The sequence below is a fragment of the Janthinobacterium sp. FT14W genome, from assembly GCF_009208755.1.
Taxonomy (GTDB): Bacteria; Pseudomonadota; Gammaproteobacteria; order Burkholderiales; family Burkholderiaceae_D; genus Janthinobacterium; species Janthinobacterium violaceinigrum.
In genome coordinates, this window is the sequence record NZ_WFLL01000048.1 from 1 (window position 1) to 17,777 (window position 17,777).

Sequence of the window (17,777 nt, forward strand, 5' to 3'; positions counted from 1 at the left end):
GTTCCTGCCGTGGAACTACCTCCAGCAGATCAACCCTGCCTAAACAACACGCCGCTTCCCAGCGGTGTGACGCTATCATCGGTCCGATTGAATACCCGTTCAAGACGGTAGTGGCCGGACGCTTACGGTTCCGCAGACCACAAACCAATCTTCAGCCTAACCTTTTTTCTATTGATACGAATCAAGCTTACTACATAGTTGCATCACTCTCTTCACTAGCTCATCCAAAGATATCTTACGGTTCGGCACAAAGGGGCAATCGGCCTCTCTTCGATTTAGGCTTGACTGAAAAAAACTAATCGAACCACGCAAGACTGCCAATAGAAGAACAAAGATTTCCTGCAAAAAACTAACGGTGGGAAATAACGAACGGCAGTACAATTACATAGAACAACCGAAAATGTTGCAGTTTACAAAAGAGTAGCTACTACTCCCGAGCCAGTGGCGAGAAAAAGGAGAACCTCAAAGTGGACGTACTCACTTCTGAGCAACGAAGTCGCAATATGGCCGCGATCAAGGGAGTCAACACCAGACCAGAACTTGTGGTTCGACGGATGCTACATTCGCGGGGCTTCCGCTTCCGTCTTCACAGAAAGGACCTTCCCGGCCGCCCAGACATCGTTCTTCCAAAATATAAAAGCGTTGTGTTTGTCAATGGTTGCTTCTGGCACCAACATGCAGGCTGCAAATTCGCGGGAAAGCCTATTTCTCGCGAAGAATATTGGAACTCCAAACTAGCCCGTAACATGGCGCGTGACGCCGATAATATCTCCAAGTTAACAGAACTTGGATGGCGAGTAATCGTAGTATGGGAATGCGAACTTCGCGACGCTGACACGGTCGCAACACGACTTGCAAACTGCCTAAAACAATGTGCATAGACGATCACACCTAGACTGCCAAGGTCAGCTGAATGTGAGTGATCGCCGTAATCCACCTAGACCACATGCTTTCGGATCGATTTAACGATCAACTGTGAAAGCAATAAAATTTAGAAATCCAAATAGCTCGTTTGATGAAACTCCTGCACTCCATCTACGTCATTAAGGAATTCAATCAGTTCCTTAAGTACAATTACGTAGAATCGAGAAGTACTCGAATGCAAAATATGTGTTAGTCCATGAAAATCACGCTGGTGAATATTACCAAGATCTAGTAGAGACGTAACATCATAATTCTTCTTCCACGCCGCCCCCAATTCCCACGCAACAGCTAGGTGAATATCTTTTTCCTTCTTTTCACCATTTTCGAATTCAGCGATCAAACCATTAATACTGTACTTATACTCAAGTACCTTAGGTGGACTTACAAGCTCTTTGGTATGATGCATTTCTTGCACACCCAATGGGTTTAAAATTTTATCAAAAACGTGATTACTTAATGGCTCCTTAATAACAAATTTAAATAATCCGTCATACTGTTGTGTCTGACTTGTAGACAGAAGTTTAATCCCTCTAATTACGCCACCTGCAACCAGCTGATTAAAAAGAACAATAACATCCTGCTCCGAACGAGGAGTTGATGTTATCGATATTTCGTTAATTGGCGCAAAAAAATTCTTATTCAACAAAACAAGTGGAGAATCCACCTCATGTTGCTCCTGGTCTTTTACCCAGTTATGTAACGATACTTCTTTTTCGACATCAATTTTTTCACCACTATCTGACTTGAGTTGATCGCGCCAACGTTTAAGACGATTCACGATCCCTACTGATATTTTTTCCGCTAAGTCTTTTAGCTCCGGTTGAAAACCTTTCCTACCAAGATCTGGATCAGCTCCTTTAAAATGAACGACCACATGCGTTTGGTTCTGGTATCCCGTATTAGATGTTAGCGGAATGACTATCTGCTCACCCTGCGGCATTTGATTATTTGCCAATTGTAATCCACCGCGCAATACACGGAATCCTTTTCGCAACTTTGCGATGACGTCATTCAATTGATCCCAAACTGAAGTCGAATAAACAAAATATCCGTACGCCTCAATCTTAAAATCATTAATCAGTTTTTTCTCATCATCAGTAAAATTACGGAATTCCAACAAATCGTCTTTAGAATATATCTCATATATTCCATGCAACTTTGAAAACTTACTGGGCAATTTTGAAGCATCTTTACCCTGATCAAACATTTTTTTCTGAAATTTAACAATTTCCTTCAGGTCCACGCTTGCCGAAATTTTTGTATGTGGAAAGATATACCGTGCATCTACTTCATCTATTGTATTTTTCTCACCGGCCTTATCAATCACTGTCAACGAAAATTTGATCGCCTTCGATTCATCTTCATGATATGCAATAGAACCAAGCGGTGTTTTGACGAGCAGCAAATATAACCATTGGTCGGGTGTCGTTGCGCCGTACCAAGAGAGGTCCTTAGGCCGAACAGACTTGCCCCCGAATTTGATCTTAAAAGTCGATCCCCTGTCCAATGATACAAATCTTTCATCCGTAGATACGCCCGCGACAACCATTGGACGAGTTACAATCCCTTCATGATCTTCAACCCAATTACGTCCGTTTGTAATCTCACCTACAAACTCATGACCATTTCCCTTAGTCCCAAACTGCAAGTAGTCGAAGCCGTATGCAATGTAGGTCGCCCCTACACCTTTGTTTCCCCTTGTTTTCATACCATCTTTAAATGAAATGTTAGGAGCCAAGAACGACTTGAACTCTTGTTCTTTGAAACCGATACCATTATCAGTTATAGAAAATGAGTTATCTTTCAAATCGATGGTGAGCCAAAGCTTTGGAGAATAAAGGGGATCATTAATTTCTTGCCGTCTCTTATCCACCGCGTCCATTGCATTTTGAATCAGTTCTGAAAAAGCGTCATAGTTTCCAACATATGACTTCAAAATATTACCAATTTGCCTTTTTTGACCCGCAGAAATTATTTCCGCCCCCGCATCCAGACTAGTTTGCAACGGATCCCACGTAGTGTTGTGCTGTATCATATTTTCCTTAGGGGCATTTTTATTTAGTATTAATCTTCAATACACATTGACTTGACTATTCCGTCAACTACTACACGATCAAGCGTTGAACGAGATGAGATATCAATAGTATATTTTATCGAGGTAATTCCTCGTGGGGGAACGTAATCGTCTGAAAGTCGGGGGAATGTTCCCTCAACTTCGAAAAATTGTGCATCCCTCAAATTAAATCTCTTTAATTCACTTGATTGCCGGAGTCCATCGTGCCAACGCATTTTTGCCAGCTGAGATTCAAATACATCAATCGCTTTTCCATCTGTACCAAGAACCTCGATTACCTCATCAATTAGTATTGCAAGTGTCTTTTCTCCACCTTCGGATTTTTCCAGTTGGATGGATGCAAACAACAGCTTTTTGCCGTTAGGTGCACGCAGTTGATCCATGCGAGAGATTTCGTGCTTATCTTCCGACTTAGTAGTGGTTTTTACCTCGATGTGGGCGCCGCTGCCGATAAAATCATGTCGCTCAGAATCTGGGCCACTCCACAATGAGCAAGCACGTGCGCCGATGCTCGGGATTAGCACATAGCGCAAAATCCAGATTTCGCCGAATAACCCAATTTGTTCCGTCAAAGTAAGATCAGGCTTCAAGGGCTTTAACGCCCCACGGAATTCTTCAATGGTCTCCACGACTACATCAATGGGCTTCCGCCCTTGAATAGATACGCCAGCGAAGATCTGATTCGCCAGAGGAGTGAAAATCATCTCGTAATGACCTTTGGCATAGACATCCAAATAGATCTGATCCGTCTCAATTATCCGGACGACGATGGCTTCCAGTTCTACCGGAATCTTAACTGGCTCTTCACTGATCGCGATCATTAAATGGAGTGAGCCATCGTCGTCCACGCCTATTAAGCAGCTCGGAATCGAAGGATCCACCTGTTCAACGAGAGTACCAGCCCCTTGCGACAAGTTCCTGAGGCTTTGCCATCTAGCGGCAGTTATGTTACTCATCGGCAACCCCACGGTTCACAACGAAGGACATGCCCTCGTCGGATGTCTTGGGGAGTGACAGGCCGACGCCAATGACTGTTCGCACCTGCGCCTGTAAAAGCTGGGGATCCAGTGGATAAATCATAATCAGACCGTGCGTTGGCGGCCTAGTACGACGCATAGCTTTGGCATTATAAATAGTACCAATCTGACAAGCTTCTGGCCCCCCATGCAAGTCTACGCCTTCGTGACGTGGCTCTATCAGGATGCCAATTGATTCAGTGCCTGTCAGAGAACGGCGAACCAGTCCGTAAGAGCGATTTCCGAGCAATGTTTGGCGGTCCCGAGCAGGACTCGCTACAAAAATAGTCCACGTAGTCAGCTCGCCGACGGTAGACCGTTCCATAATCCAGTCAGCGATCATGTCCCCTCGAAAAGCCAACGTTGCCTCGTGAACAATGAAGGCCCGTAAATATTCACTGATCACTGTCGCAGGCACATCGTGTGCAAGGCACCCTCCGTAAGCTTCCTGCGATGGAGGATAAGCGGTCAACAAGGCAGCAGTCAGGTCCGCATTGTGATCAAGGATGGCGACGTTGCGCAAAGGAAAGAGAATTGTCTGAGGGTTTTCACATGACCATGAGCGGTTGCTTTTTGCCAGCATTTTACTTTTGCTTTTACTGGTTAGTAAAAGATCCGAATGAGACCTCATCCTAATTGCCATTTCGTCGGGGCGGCGTCCTGCTCTATTCATCGCAGTAATAGAATCCCGCAAAGACTCCTCGACCAGTGCTAGTTCAATGAACCACTGCGCAATCCCCTCAGTAGTCCATATACGGATAAGATCCTCATAGCCCGTGCGAAAACCGTACCAACGAGCCATCTGGAGCAAAGAGTCCGCCATGCTTGTCGTGCGCAAGAAGTATGCGACTGTTAAGCCCTCTAGTGTCAAGCCACGAGAGAGGCGATTGCCCCCCACAGCGATCAGCTGACGATCGGGTTTTTCCTCGTATTCCAACTCTTCGCCCGTTGTACTATTCAGGACGACAACCTGAATCCTCGACAGGTTGACTACTGCCTCGTCCAGCACGGACTCTCGATCAGTTGGCATAGCAATCTCGCCGAGGTCATTTAAGGCCGAGCTCAGCATAGCTCTCAAACTTCCAGGCACGATACGTTCATGATCCCGCCAACCTTTAATCTGGAGTTCAATGGCATTGCCAATGCGAATCTGGTCAGCCTGCATTTGCGACACATGGATCAGCATTGTATGTGGCTTACCAACTTGATTACGAAGTAGCCTGATTGCCCCCGCCACTACAAATACCAGCACGGCATCGCAAAGTGACTGGGGTAAACTTTGCTCGCATTCCACCACCAAAGGATCTCGTTTCTTGCGGCGCTTCGACTTAAGGCTCCGCACGTCATTGGCGGCAACCGAGCGCATGACATCGCGCCCCGCCGAAGAGACGCCGAATAACTCCTCTGTCCCCGTGTAACCGTCAGGGCGAGGTAACTGGACAACAAAATCTTTGGGAAACAAATCAGTCCCAACCTCACGATCAACTGCACTGGGATCAATTAGGATGTTCGCAAACGGAGTCGCTGTATAGGCAATATAGGTTGCACGAGGCATCCTCTGCAGAGTGTCCCTAATAAGTGCGTTCGTCACAGACGGGTCACCGGTGTCAGTCGCTGCATCTTCATCGACGCTGGGATCATTTCGATTGCCCTTCGTGTTTATTGATGCTTGGTCCGCTTCGTCGTCAATGATCAGTACAGGAATATCACCGAGTTGCCCATCAAGTTCCTTGATCCACTGATTTAGACGACGAAGGATAGGAGGAATCTTCTTGGCAACCACTAGAACAGTACCCGCGTCAGCAAAACCGTTCGCCACCGCAGGGGTCTGAAAATCTTCCGTCTCGTTCGTCAACGTGGTCCACTTGTTGCCGATGTTGACCAACTCCGTATTGAGCCGTTTCTGGGTCTGATTCCTCAGGGAATCATGAATCCCAGAAAGAACGATAATCAGTCGGTAGCCAACGTCAGCGGCACGAGCAGCAACCGCGGTGAAGTTCGCAGTTTTACCACTCTGCACATATCCAACAACAAGGCCACGACATTGATATTCCCGGCGCTCAATGTTCTTAGTTTTACCGATAATCCGCAGGGATTCTTCGGCGACCGAGTCCACCTGGTGAGGTTTCCACTTCGGTTGACCACGAAGGAACGCCTCATGGCGTTCCCAGTTTGTCCATAGTGTGCCATCGGTCCAGTTACGGATCTTGGGCTTAATGGTAAACCGCGAGATGATTTCAGTCATTGGAGAGGATCGTCAAGACGTCAGCCTGCTCAAGCACCAGAAGAAACTTGCACAACGCGTCCTTAGCAATAGGGTCAGTGTCAATAGCGCGGACAAGGTCCACCAGTGCGGGAATTTTCGGCGTCACCTCGACGTGTTCGCCGGCGAAACTCATCTTTCTCGCCCACGCGACATTGCCTGAATCAACGATCCTAATTGGATTACCACCGCCCCTGGTAGGCTTTGGCTTTGAACCTCCGAAAGTCGTTGGCACCGGAGCACCACCAGTGCCTCCTGTGTTCTGAATGCCAGTTATAGATGAGCTAGTACCACTGCCCGTTGATGTCGGATTGGGTACTGGAGCTTTATCCTTCCCCTTTTTTCGGTAGCGAGTACGGGCTTCTGCCCTGGGTTCCTTTACGATATCCCGAATATAACCGCTCACCGTCACGGGCAGTCTTATCTCTTGCTTGGAAATGTTAACTTGGAGGGAGTCGTCGGATTTGCGGTCAAAATCAACGGCAACGCGAAGCAACTTGGTCTTCTCATCCATCGCAAAGATACCTTCCCATCCACCCCATTTGATCAACCGATCCAACCGATAGAAATACAGACCCTGCGTTTCGTTCCAACGACCATTAAGCGAGATTCGATCTCGGGCAGTGCGTACAGACTCCGGCCCCTCCTTACTGTGATGTCGTTCAACTTCATCTTCGTTCGGTGTGATATATGCTCGAACCGAGATAACCGCCTTCTTCATCGGGTCAGTCTCATTAAGGGTGATTGTCCGTGGGTCGAATGCTTTAGTCAGCGCATGTCCCATAGGATTATTACCAATCAAGGGGTCGCCGTTCAGCTTGATAGTAACCCTCTCGCGTCCTTTGACTACGCCTTCTAAATAGCGGTGGAATACCAGTTCCAGATGCTCCCGAATAGAGGTAACCTCAACAGTGTAAGGATCAATATTTTTCGCGGTCGGCATCTCGGCAGGCGGACGCATTTTGGTAAGAAGGACTGCGGTTCCCTTATGTAGAATAGCGACTTCAGAGGCATATTTGACATCCACAGGGTCGGTCAATACGTCCCATTTACGTGTCTTTGAAAGATGGTCCCTGTCCCAGGTCATCAAGGACACTCCGCTATCCGCTGTTTTTGTCACCACCGTCATACAATCTGACTGCGACCAAGAAGCCCCCTTGAGACCATAGCCGAACTTCCCAAGATCACTCCCGTCGTAGACTCGTTGGTTCCCAACGCGCATGGCATTTCTCAAAGCATCCGGATTCATGCCGCTACCGTCGTCGCGAATGCACATCCAGCGTCCGCCCTCATTAGGGTTTGGAAATGTGATATCAATTGTGGTTGCACCAGCGGAAATGCTGTTATCCACAAGATCAGCCACGGCACTGGGAAGGCGATGCCCCGCTCGTGCGAGTATATCAAACAGTCCAACGGGATCAGGTTCAAGGCTATTTTCGTTCATTGCTTTAGGCATTACGAGTTCAGTTTTTGGAAATAGATTGGGGAAGTGTTGTCCCAGCACGTGCATTGAATGGGCCCCCTCGCTACCAAACAGTGCGATCATGCCTGATTGATCCAAACGTGCACTTTCTCCATGATTTATTATACTTTCACGAGCCGGGTGATTCTTTGGAATGACGACCCAGGCTGCCGTTGCTGGCGACATGGACGAATCTACCGACATCGCAAACAGGACGCCAGGCTCTACAAACTTGAAATAGGAACTTTTTGGGCAATTTCCTTCTAGCCGCCAATTCTTGTCCTGTCTCTTTAACCACTGCGGTTTCTCAATGATCGTAGTTTCGTCCTCCAGGCAATGACAATTAATAAGGATTCTGTCGGTATCTTTTGCCGATGGAAATACTCGATCCACTACATCCCAGTCAAAGTTAATTGCCCTCTGCTTGGAACCTTCACGACCGTCACGATATGCATGAAACATGCCTAATTCGCTATGGGTCAATTGACGCAAGATGGTAAATTTCATACATTTCCTTCTGTCAACGCAATCAAAGATTCGTCTAATCCAAGTAACTCCAACCGCATATCAGGAATAGCTGGCGCACCAAGATTCTCTCTCACTGACATCGCAATCGCATAAGCAAAGAGCGCAGGCACCGCGTTTCCAATTTGTTTCAACGCAGGATTCATTGAACCCTTGAAGACAAAACCATCTGGAAACGACTGCAATCGCGCTGCCTCACGAACGGAAATAGTTCGGGCCTGCTCCGAATCGAAATGTATATGGGAATATGAATCCTTCCCAAGATGTGCCAATAGAGTTCGCACAGGCTTCGTAGAGTCCAGCTTCCACCATTTATTGGGGAACTTTGAAGGATCATAGGGTATCCGCCATAATTTTATGTAGTCTAAAACTTGGGGATCGCGTGAATCAGTTGAAAGCCCACGACGTTTTCGCGACTTTAACCATTCAGCGATCTTCTTTTCCACATAATCGTGTATCTGAGGATATTCCCAGCCTTCGGATATTTCTGCGAATATCTTGAAATCCCGAGGCAAGTAGCGAATTACATGTCCCGTGGTCGCTTGCTTCGTCGCGAAACCATACCAATGCCGCATCAGCCGGGAGTACGGTGTAGATGGCGTACTGGCAGAATAAGCAACTACTTCCAGCGGATCTTTTGCTCCACGCCGCAACTCGCCACGATTGAATAGATCTAGGGCATAAATAGGCGGCAAATCAGCTAAAGCCTCCATTGCAGTCGTTGCAGGCGGCAACGATGCGTCCGGATCAGTGACAAACCGGTGATGATCTGATCCCTGATCTTTGATCACTTGCCTTGCGGTATTTTTAGTCCCTTGATAGCCTTGTGGCAGAATCACATGGTGCGTGGGTGCTGGGAACGATGGTTTAATTCCGGAATCACGGTGAAACCCGATTAGAATCATGCGTTCACGAGTCTGGGGAACTCCATACCATGAGGCATTCAATAGCGTATATGCGACCTCATACCCCTCATCTGACAGACTTTTGGCAACCATTTCCGCGACGTTTTTTCCGCCATGATTGAGGATGTCCGGAACGTTTTCCATCAGAAGAGCTACGGGCTTAGTCATACGGATGTAATGGACATATCGTTGCCACAAATCAACACGCCCATCTACCAGGAAGGCATGGTCCGCCGTTTCTTCCAGTCGCAGATGCGCCTGTTCACGCAGTTTTGCCCTTCCTACCCTCGCGAAGGCTTGGCATGGTGGCCCCCCAACAAGAACGTCTACTTGATCATCTACTGGACCATGAATACCGAGTTCTGCGAAGATAGTGGCGGGGTCCTCCTTAGTAACATCACGGGCGATATGATGTGCCGGATGGTCACCGCCGATTGAGCGAGAAGCAAAGTTAGCCCCGTGTGACTGAGCGGCATGAGAGTCGATTTCTACGGAGGCCACAGGATGAAAGCCAGCAGTTAGGAATCCCAGAGATATACCGCCACAGCCCGCGAAGAGGTCCATGTAACGCGGGCTACCTCCTGCTTGGATTCGTCGTAGTTTGTTAGTGATGAGGGTCGCGCTCATTGAGCTTCCCTCGATACTTTTGCATCAAAAGATGACGAAACGAAGTTCGCAATTTTATTGCGTTTTGAAAATTTCATATACTTGTTTTTATATCTATTACTTAATTTAATCAACTGAGGGCTCAGTGTGAATTGGTAACCGTTCATCTATTTTTCCTCTGTAGCCTTTCCTGGCGATAGGTAACCCGGTGCCAGAACGGCGCTCTTGACACCATAAAGCGCCAGATGATCTCTAAGCCATAATCGGTAGTTGTGGCCATGAAGACTGTGATCTTGGGAGGCGTCCACCCCCCAGCGCAACAACATGTATCCGGCAACGGCCGCTCGAACGCGGATCTGGAGCGCCCCATCCTGCATTGCATAGTCCATCTGAGCGATCTCCGGGCGACTGAGGCTAGGGTGTGGTACAAGATCCAGTTCCACTATTCGAGTCCACTGGATGTCGGCATCCATTAGCTCGTGCACCATTGGTTCCTCAACGAGAGCGGTCGGGTTCTGAATCCGAGTTATGACAAAGTCGCGGAACTCACCAGACTTACGATCAAACGCCCGCACATGCCAGCGCTGGCCCGTATCAACCAAAGCAAAGGGCACAATGACTCGATCCGATGCCCCACTACTCATAGATTGATAACGGATTGCCACCGGACGTTTCGTATGGATAGCGCGGCAGATCGGCGCCAGCACCTCCATTCGGGGGCAATTCAAAATTGCTGGGAACTCACATGGAAGTAGCGATCTCGGCTCGCCATCAACACCATCGCCAAAACCTAAGGACAGCGCCGACAAGACACGCTCTGTTGGGTGCTCAAAAATAGGAACGAACTCGCTACTGATTCTGTAGGTCTTGCTGCTGTTGTGAAAATCGATATTTTTCGGCGCCAGTTCCCGATACATTGCGATGTCGCGAGTTGCGCCAGCTGGAGCAACCCCGAAACGAGCAGAAAGATCTGGACGACCAACTTCCCCCATAAAATACAGGCGGAACTCAAGATAAGTAAGTCTTTCACGCTGGGCTCGACTCAGGTTTTCGACGCGATGAGGCCGCATCAACAATCGCTCCTCATCCATAGAAAATCACTGAAAGACCAAATTTACACCCATTTTCACTCATTATTCACTCTTCATATAATCAAATTGATTAGATCATACACCAGCATTTTACTGCCGGCAACTTAGTTCGCCCTGAGAAAATTTTTGGGTGGCCTGCTTTATCAATAGCACAAAATTAGGTCGCGTCCAGCACTGCCCCCCCCCCCCAATACGATCATGTAAACCTGCAAACACCGAAACACATTCTCGCAATAGTTTCCTACAACAACCTCGCTGTGAGCTACTAAAAAAAGTACGGGCAACTTCAAGATCTTGAAGTTGCCCGCTGGGGATGAGAAAACGAAACCGCTCAGTAGTCGGTAAAAGAAAAACCACCGTGGCACCGAGGCGGTTAGACTCTACATTGAGGTCCATTTACAAGCGTTTTATTCCATCTAACTTCAACGTGCTCCTAACCTCACTCGACTCCGGCTATTTTTTGATGCGGTGTACGGATTTTTTACAACGTTCTGTTCCCAGGCGATAGGAAAGCCCATCATTGCGACAGCAGGGCTAGGTGCCAATTGCTCGTGGCATTCAAGTGACTTTCCACGATCACGGTACGGTAGGTGTCGACGCCACTCCAGAAAATGCCGCAGATACGCTTATAACCGAACACCTTGAGCATGTGTAGGCGCAGTGGCCTAGAAATGGGCAGGCATGAAGCTCAAGCGATTCTACGGCTGGCATCTATGCAGCGCTGCTGCCATTGAGCGATTTCCTCTGCATCCCACGCGACGGACTTGGGACCAATGGGAATAGGCGCTGGCAACACACCCGCCTTCACCTTGCGCCAGATTGTGGCGCGGGACCAGCCGGTGGCTTCGATTACCGCAGGCAAGCGGAGGAATTTTTTAGTCGTGGTCATAGGATTCTCCTTCGATTGATGAACAGCAAACAATGGAGAGTCATGCCGACTCTCCTCGATAATTCCGGCAGCGCCAGGGCTGCACCCCGTACATATCTTCAGCTCCATGCGCTGCGGCCCTGATACAAGTGGGCGGTCATCTGCCCAGGTAGATGGAAGTGACCTGTTCACGGCCATGCCCCATCTCCGCCGAAATCTTCAGCCGCGCGGCGTGATCTACCAATTTTTGTGAAGCATCCAGCTGTCTGGACGTCGGGCCGCCACTGGCTGGACAAGGTCGGCTAGTCAACTCGGTGTAGCGCCGCTGCGCATACTCATGGCGCAGCCCATGCACGCCATGGATACCCGCCTTGTCGCACTGCGCCCGAAAGCGGTTCAACTGGTCCCGATACCGCAACTGCGCCGGAATCAAGCTGCCTTTGCCCGCCAACACCTTGGCCGCATCCAGTACGGCGCGCTGCTGCATGGTGGCAATCGGCACCTCCCGGTACTTGCCGCCTTTGGTCCAGCTATCGTTCAGCCGCAGGATGTTCCCGCCATCGGCCCATCCCGGCTTGATCTTGATACTTTCCTCGCGCCGCAATCCAAACGCCGCCTGCAGTTGCAAGGACATGCGCGTATACGGGTCATTCACGCGGGCCAGCGTGTCGGGGTCCAGCACCTTCGCCTTCGAGACGTTGGTGACAAACACCCGCTCCGCGATGCCATATTCGCTGTTGGTGCGCGCAACGATATTTTCCTTACCGATCTTCTCGGCCCACCAGCGCAGGGCGCTCATACGATTCTTGATCGTTCCGGTACTGACGCCATCCTGCTTCCACTTGTCGAGCAGCGCCGCCACGTGCTTCGGTTTCAGACTGTCCACGCTCATATGCTGGAAGCCCCGTTCCGCCAGGTCGTTGGCACACAGGTTTAACAAGCGCTCACGGTCGGCCTGCGTCGCAAAGCTGCCATCCCGGTTGCGGTGACACAGTTGCTTGAGCTGGTAGTTCAAGTCGCGCATGGCAAAGTCATCCCTTCGATCCTTGGTTTTTACATCGATGCTGCGTGGTGTAATCCTGTCTGGTAAGTGTTTCTGGCCACCCTCACTGCCTCGGCAGAAAAGGTTGAATCAAGGGCCTCGGGACACCACTCCCGTGTATGCGGTTGCTGTTACTGCCTGCCCGCGCCGCATGCGCGTGTGGCACCGCTGCGCGCTCCCGGAGGAAGCTGCCGCAGCGGGGACCAATCACCCAGGGTCCATGGAGTGCACATCGTGCACGGATCAACTTCAACTAATCAGCCCGTAGCGGGCAAAGGACATCGCAGGGCTTGCCTGCGATGGGGGGCGCCTGGCCCCGTCACTGAACACCATCACGCGGTGGAATTCCGCTTGCCGCCTGGGCCTATGCCGTCGGCGGCGCGTCGTCACTGGCAGCACGCCGCCAGTAACGACGCGCGCACGTAGCCAAGGCATGTGACGGCATACATGCCAGCATCGCACTCGCGGTGACGATACTGGCGACTCTGAAGCACACGCGCTGGCGGCGGCCGCGATGGCATCGCATCGCTGGCATTTCTGCTGACGGTGCGGCTTGCGGCAAAGCCATGCTGTGGTTCATACGGTGCGCTACCTCGCGGGGCATGCGAACCAATCAGGGCAGGAGTCTTGCTCCTGTTTGAGGAAGCGCCCACCGGGCGCAATCATCCAGGCAATCCGTCTTGCGGACTGTGGGATATGTAGGCGCTGAGGGCAGCGCTTTATCTTGCCGAGATGTGCATGCTTCTGCATGTCCCGGCGATATATCTAGCAGAAACTGCTATGTATCATGGTGACGGGTAACGACCGCAACGCCTATGTCGCTAAGCATAGGGCCATGCTCGAAGCATGCTCTCGTGGGAGCGATTCCCACATAAGAGAGCTTCATTCTATGCCTGATATCGACGTTTGCAAGTGGTTCGTTTCGTCAAGTGCGCTTTTCGTAGTACGCAGAATTGGAACCGGCGCGGGCTGGACTGGTGCCACTGGCATTGACCGGCAGCGTTGCAGCCCGGACAAAGGCTCCGATAGCCAGCTTATGTAATTTTTCCTTGGAAGCGGTCTGCTTGATAAGCGCGTCCGTGAGGCGCAGTACATACTCAGACATGGTGCCCTCCTGTTCCGCCATCCCGGCTGAATTCGCCACTGACCAGCGTTAATTTTGGCGTCTGCGGCGGCGCTCCCTTGCCGCTGACGGCATCGATGTAGTCGGCCCAATCCTGCATCATCTTGCGCCGTTCCGCCAGGAACTGCGCCCGGTCATAGGCACTGGCCACCTTGTCCTTCGGCGCATGTGCCAGTTGCCGGTCCACGACTTCATGCCGGTAGCCCAGGCGCTCCTTGATGGTGCTCATGGCCAGCGCCCGGAAGCCATGGCCGGTCATCTTGCCCTTGTATCCCATGCGTCCAAGCGCCACCAGTATCGTGTTATTGCTGATCGGCTTTTCGTGGTCGCGCTGATTCGGGAACAGGTACTGGCTGCGGCCCGTGATCGCGTGCAGTTCGCGCAGCAGCTCCAGCGCCTGGCGCGACAGGCAGACGTGATGGTTGGTCATATCCGGATTGACGGTCAGCTTGCCGCGCTTCATGCGCTGCCATGGAATGATCCACTCGCCGCGCTCCAGGTCAATTTCACTCCAGGGCGTTTCGATCAACTCGCTGGTACGCACAAAGCACAGCAGCATCAGCCGCAGCGCAATGCGGGTCGGCGCGAACATGCGTGCTTCGTTGCGGTCCAGAATGGCCAGGAACTGCGGTAGTTCGTCGGCGTTGATAGCTGCGAAGTGTCCGGCGCGGACGGTCTTCAACACATCCTTCATATCGGTGACCAGATTGCGCTCTGTGAATCCGCATTGAATCGCGTAGCTGAAAATTGACGCACATAGCGCTCTCAGGCGATGGGCGACTTCACTTGCGCCACGCTCCTCGATCTTGCGCAGTGCGGCGATCAGATCGCGGTGCTTTATCTCATCGATCGGCATGCGGCCGATGGCTGGGAAGATGTCTGCTTGCAGGCGCTGGATGGTGTTCTTGGCGGTGCGTTCGCTCCACGTCGGCACTTTGTTGCCGTGCCACTCGCGCGCGATTTTTTCGAAGGTGTTGGACGCCTTATCCTTTGCCAGGCGTTTGGCGTCGTCGCGATGCTTGGCGGGGTCGATCCCTTGCAGCATCAATCGCCGCGCAGCCAAGCGCTTTTCACGCGCATCCTGCAACGTAATTTCCGGGTAAGGGCCGAACGTCAGTGCGTTCTCCTTGCCGTTGGCCTGGCGAAACTTCCAGCGCCAGATGCGGGACCCGCTCGGCATGACTTCCACGAACAGGCCGCCGCCGTCGGACAGCTTGTATGGTTTTTCCTTTGGTTTGGCGTTTTTGACCTGAAGTTCGGTCAGCGGGACGATGAGCTTTGCCATGGTGGCCTCCTTCGCAAATGCGTCTGGAACCACTATAGGACAGTTATGCGGGAATGGTAGTCAAGGATGGGGGAATACGGCCCGGCGCATTCCCTCAAAAAAGTTGGATATCCTGATATGCCTTGGCACATCCCGAGACGCTGAAAAACGAAAAAACCGCTTAGAATCAAGGCTCTAAGCGGTTTTTGAGGGACTTCCTGAGACGTCCTGATCTTACTTAATTACTATCCGTGGCGGAGAGAGGGGGATTCGAACCCCCGATAGGCTATGAACCTATACACGCTTTCCAGGCGTGCGACTTCAACCACTCATCCACCTCTCCTGCAGGCAATGCGTCTACTTGCTCGCATTGCGTACTATTTCTCGCTTGTCGCGAAGCCGCAGATTATAGCAAAGATTCTACGGACTGCCAAAGTTATTTACCGTGGGGTAAAAGTAGCGCGATACAGCAAGCCGGCAATGGCTGGGGCAGACCCGACGGAGGCATGCGCCCCAGTGGGCCGCATGCCGATCCCGAAGGGACTGACTTTCTTAAGACGCTTCCTTCAACTGCTCCAGGATGGCCGGGTTTTCCAGGGTCGACACGTCTTGCGTGATCGTCTCGCCCTTGGCCAGCACGCGCAGCAGGCGGCGCATGATTTTGCCGGAGCGGGTTTTCGGCAGGTTGTCGCCGAAACGGATTTCCTTCGGTTTGGCGATCGGGCCGATTTCCTTGCCGACCCAGTTGCGCAGCTCCAGGGCCAGCTTCTTCGCTTCCTCGCCCGTCGGACGCGCTTGCTTGAGCACGACGAAGGCGCAGATCGATTCGCCCGTCGTGTCGTCCGGACGGCCGACTACCGCCGCTTCGGCCACCAGCGGGTTGGCCACCAGGGCCGATTCGATTTCCATCGTGCCCATGCGGTGGCCCGACACGTTCAGCACGTCATCGATGCGGCCCGTGATGGTGAAGTAGCCCGTATCCTTGTTGCGGATGGCGCCGTCGCCTGCCAGGTACATCTGGCCGCCCAGCTCTTCCGGGAAGTAGCTGGACTTGAAACGGTCCGGGTTGTTCCAGATGGTGCGGATCATCGATGGCCACGGGCGTTTTACCACTAGGATGCCGCCCTGGCCGTTCGGCACGTCCTGGCCCGCTTCGTCGACGATGGCGGCCATGATGCCTGGCAATGGCAGGGTGCAGGAACCGGGCACCATCGGCGTGGCGCCCGGCAACGGGGTGATCATGTGGCCACCCGTTTCCGTTTGCCAGAAGGTGTCGACGATCGGGCATTTCTCGCCGCCGATGTTCTTGTAATACCACATCCACGCTTCCGGATTGATCGGCTCGCCGACGGAGCCCAGCAGGCGCAAGCTCGTCAGGTCGTAGTTGCTTGGATGGACTTTCGGGTCCACATCAGCCGCCTTGATCAGCGAACGGATGGCCGTTGGCGCCGTGTAGAAGATGCTGACCTTGTGTTTCTTGATGGTTTCCCAGAAACGGCCCGCGTTCGGGTAGGTCGGGATGCCTTCGAACACCACTTGCGTGGCGCCCACGGCCATCGGGCCATACGCGATATAGCTGTGGCCCGTCACCCAGCCGATGTCGGCCGTGCACCAGAACACGTCGTCAGCCTTGATATCGAAGCTCCACTTCATCGTCAGCGCGGCCCACAGCAGGTAGCCGCCGCTCGAATGCTGCACGCCCTTCGGCGTGCCGGTGGAACCCGAGGTGTACAAGATGAACAGCGGATGCTCGGCATCGACCCATTCCGGTTCGCATTGCGCGCTCTGGCCTGCGACCAGGTCGTGCAGCCACGTGTCGCGGCCGGCCACCATCGGCAAGTCGCTGCCCGTGCGTTTGTAGACGATGACGTTTTTGACGGAATCGCAGCCGCCCAGCGCCAGCGCTTCGTCGACGATGGCTTTCAGTGGCAGCTTCTTGCCGCCGCGCAATTGCTCGTCGCCCGTGATGACGGCCACGGCGCCCGCGTCGATGATGCGTTCCTGCAGGGATTTGGCCGAGAAGCCGCCGAAGACGACGGAGTGCGTGGCGCCGATGCGCGCGCAGGCTTGCATTGCAGCAACGCCTTCGACGGACATCGACATATAGATGATCACGCGGTCGCCCTTGGCGATGCCCTTGGCTTTCAGGCCATTGGCGAACTTGCAGACTTTTTCATGCAGTTCTTTATAGGTAGCCTTGGTGACGGTGCCGTCGTCCGCTTCGAAGATGATGGCCGTCTTGTCGCCCAAGCCATTTTCGATGTTGCGGTCCAGGCAATTGTAGGACACGTTCAGCTGGCCGTCTTCGAACCACTTGTAGAACGGCGCGTCGTCTTCGTTCAGGGTGCGCGTGAACGGCTTTTTCCAGCTCAGGTTTTCGCGCGCCAGCCGGGCCCAGAAGCCTTCGTAGTCGGTTTCCGCCTCTTTCACCATGGCGTGGTACGCAGCCATGCCGGAAATAGTGGCTTGTGCGGCAAAGGCCGACGATGGTTCAAATACGCGCGACTCTTCTGGTCCTTGCTGCTGCGTGCCCTGTCCTTGGTTTTCTGTAGCGGCCATGCTTGTCTCCAGTGTAGTAATTGTTTGCCAACACGATAAGCGCCGTGTCTTACGG

Annotated in this window: 12 protein-coding genes and 1 tRNA gene; 1 reads left to right on the plus strand and 12 read right to left on the minus strand. The window is 52.0% G+C overall.

Annotated elements, in window-relative coordinates:
* Positions 1-467 precede the first annotated feature (467 nt).
* Positions 468-881 carry a very short patch repair endonuclease gene (locus tag GCN74_RS23830; RefSeq protein WP_226939190.1) on the plus strand — a complete coding sequence of 138 codons (414 nt, stop codon included), beginning with the start codon at positions 468-470 and terminating at the stop codon, positions 879-881.
* Positions 882-991: 110 nt separating this feature from the next.
* Here the strand turns inward: GCN74_RS23830 and GCN74_RS23835 are convergent, their stop codons facing one another.
* The 12 genes from GCN74_RS23835 to acs form a co-directional block, all read right to left on the minus strand.
* Positions 992-2,959 carry an ATP-binding protein gene (locus GCN74_RS23835; RefSeq protein ID WP_152258967.1) on the minus strand — a complete coding sequence of 656 codons (1,968 nt, stop codon included), beginning with the start codon at positions 2,957-2,959 and terminating at the stop codon, positions 992-994.
* A gap of 29 nt (positions 2,960-2,988) precedes the next feature.
* Positions 2,989-3,954, minus strand: coding sequence for a PD-(D/E)XK motif protein (locus GCN74_RS23840; RefSeq protein WP_152258968.1), 966 nt, complete (start codon positions 3,952-3,954; stop codon positions 2,989-2,991).
* Positions 3,947-6,259 (minus strand): Z1 domain-containing protein, encoded by a 2,313-nt coding sequence (locus GCN74_RS23845; RefSeq protein WP_152258969.1) that lies wholly within the window; start codon positions 6,257-6,259, stop codon positions 3,947-3,949. The genes GCN74_RS23840 and GCN74_RS23845 overlap by 8 nt, the downstream gene beginning before the upstream one ends.
* Positions 6,252-8,246, minus strand: a complete 1,995-nt coding sequence (locus GCN74_RS23850; protein WP_152258970.1) for an ATP-binding protein — start codon at positions 8,244-8,246, stop codon at positions 6,252-6,254. Before GCN74_RS23850 ends, GCN74_RS23845 begins: the two co-directional genes overlap by 8 nt.
* Positions 8,243-9,796: a DNA cytosine methyltransferase gene (locus GCN74_RS23855; RefSeq protein ID WP_226939191.1), complete on the minus strand. Its 1,554-nt coding sequence runs from the start codon at positions 9,794-9,796 to the stop codon at positions 8,243-8,245. The genes GCN74_RS23850 and GCN74_RS23855 overlap by 4 nt, the downstream gene beginning before the upstream one ends.
* A 146-nt stretch (positions 9,797-9,942) precedes the next feature.
* Positions 9,943-10,845 (minus strand): WYL domain-containing protein, encoded by a 903-nt coding sequence (locus GCN74_RS23860; protein ID WP_152258971.1) that lies wholly within the window; start codon positions 10,843-10,845, stop codon positions 9,943-9,945.
* Between the two features lie 709 nt (positions 10,846-11,554).
* Positions 11,555-11,755 carry a helix-turn-helix transcriptional regulator gene (locus GCN74_RS23865; protein WP_152258972.1) on the minus strand — a complete coding sequence of 67 codons (201 nt, stop codon included), beginning with the start codon at positions 11,753-11,755 and terminating at the stop codon, positions 11,555-11,557.
* 136 nt (positions 11,756-11,891) lie between these two features.
* On the minus strand, positions 11,892-12,758 hold the full coding sequence (locus GCN74_RS23870) for a phage integrase N-terminal domain-containing protein (RefSeq protein WP_152258973.1): 867 nt from the start codon (positions 12,756-12,758) through the stop codon (positions 11,892-11,894).
* Between the two features lie 943 nt (positions 12,759-13,701).
* The gene (locus GCN74_RS23875) at positions 13,702-13,881 is read right to left on the minus strand and encodes a hypothetical protein (RefSeq protein WP_152258974.1); all 180 of its coding nucleotides are present in this window, start codon (positions 13,879-13,881) and stop codon (positions 13,702-13,704) included.
* Positions 13,874-15,184, minus strand: coding sequence for a tyrosine-type recombinase/integrase (locus tag GCN74_RS23880; protein ID WP_152258975.1), 1,311 nt, complete (start codon positions 15,182-15,184; stop codon positions 13,874-13,876). The genes GCN74_RS23875 and GCN74_RS23880 overlap by 8 nt, the downstream gene beginning before the upstream one ends.
* Positions 15,185-15,415: 231 nt before the next feature.
* Positions 15,416-15,506 (minus strand) — tRNA-Ser (locus GCN74_RS23885).
* Between the two features lie 209 nt (positions 15,507-15,715).
* Positions 15,716-17,722 (minus strand): acetate--CoA ligase, encoded by a 2,007-nt coding sequence (gene acs / locus GCN74_RS23890; protein ID WP_152258976.1) that lies wholly within the window; start codon positions 17,720-17,722, stop codon positions 15,716-15,718.
* Positions 17,723-17,777 lie beyond the last annotated feature (55 nt).

Excerpts from the sequence above, each read along its gene's own strand:
- GCN74_RS23870 (WP_152258973.1), bottom strand. The coding sequence starts at position 12,758 with ATGCGCGACTTGAACTACCAGCTCAAGCAACTGTGTCACCGCAACCGG.
- GCN74_RS23850 (WP_152258970.1), bottom strand. The coding sequence starts at position 8,246 with ATGAAATTTACCATCTTGCGTCAATTGACCCATAGCGAATTAGGCATG.
- GCN74_RS23855 (WP_226939191.1), bottom strand. The coding sequence starts at position 9,796 with ATGAGCGCGACCCTCATCACTAACAAACTACGACGAATCCAAGCAGGA.
- GCN74_RS23835 (WP_152258967.1), bottom strand. The coding sequence starts at position 2,959 with ATGATACAGCACAACACTACGTGGGATCCGTTGCAAACTAGTCTGGAT.
- GCN74_RS23880 (WP_152258975.1), bottom strand. The coding sequence starts at position 15,184 with ATGGCAAAGCTCATCGTCCCGCTGACCGAACTTCAGGTCAAAAACGCC.
- GCN74_RS23875 (WP_152258974.1), bottom strand. The coding sequence starts at position 13,881 with ATGTCTGAGTATGTACTGCGCCTCACGGACGCGCTTATCAAGCAGACC.
- acs (WP_152258976.1), bottom strand. The coding sequence starts at position 17,722 with ATGGCCGCTACAGAAAACCAAGGACAGGGCACGCAGCAGCAAGGACCA.
- GCN74_RS23845 (WP_152258969.1), bottom strand. The coding sequence starts at position 6,259 with ATGACTGAAATCATCTCGCGGTTTACCATTAAGCCCAAGATCCGTAAC.
- GCN74_RS23860 (WP_152258971.1), bottom strand. The coding sequence starts at position 10,845 with ATGCGGCCTCATCGCGTCGAAAACCTGAGTCGAGCCCAGCGTGAAAGA.
- GCN74_RS23840 (WP_152258968.1), bottom strand. The coding sequence starts at position 3,954 with ATGAGTAACATAACTGCCGCTAGATGGCAAAGCCTCAGGAACTTGTCG.
- GCN74_RS23865 (WP_152258972.1), bottom strand. The coding sequence starts at position 11,755 with ATGACCACGACTAAAAAATTCCTCCGCTTGCCTGCGGTAATCGAAGCC.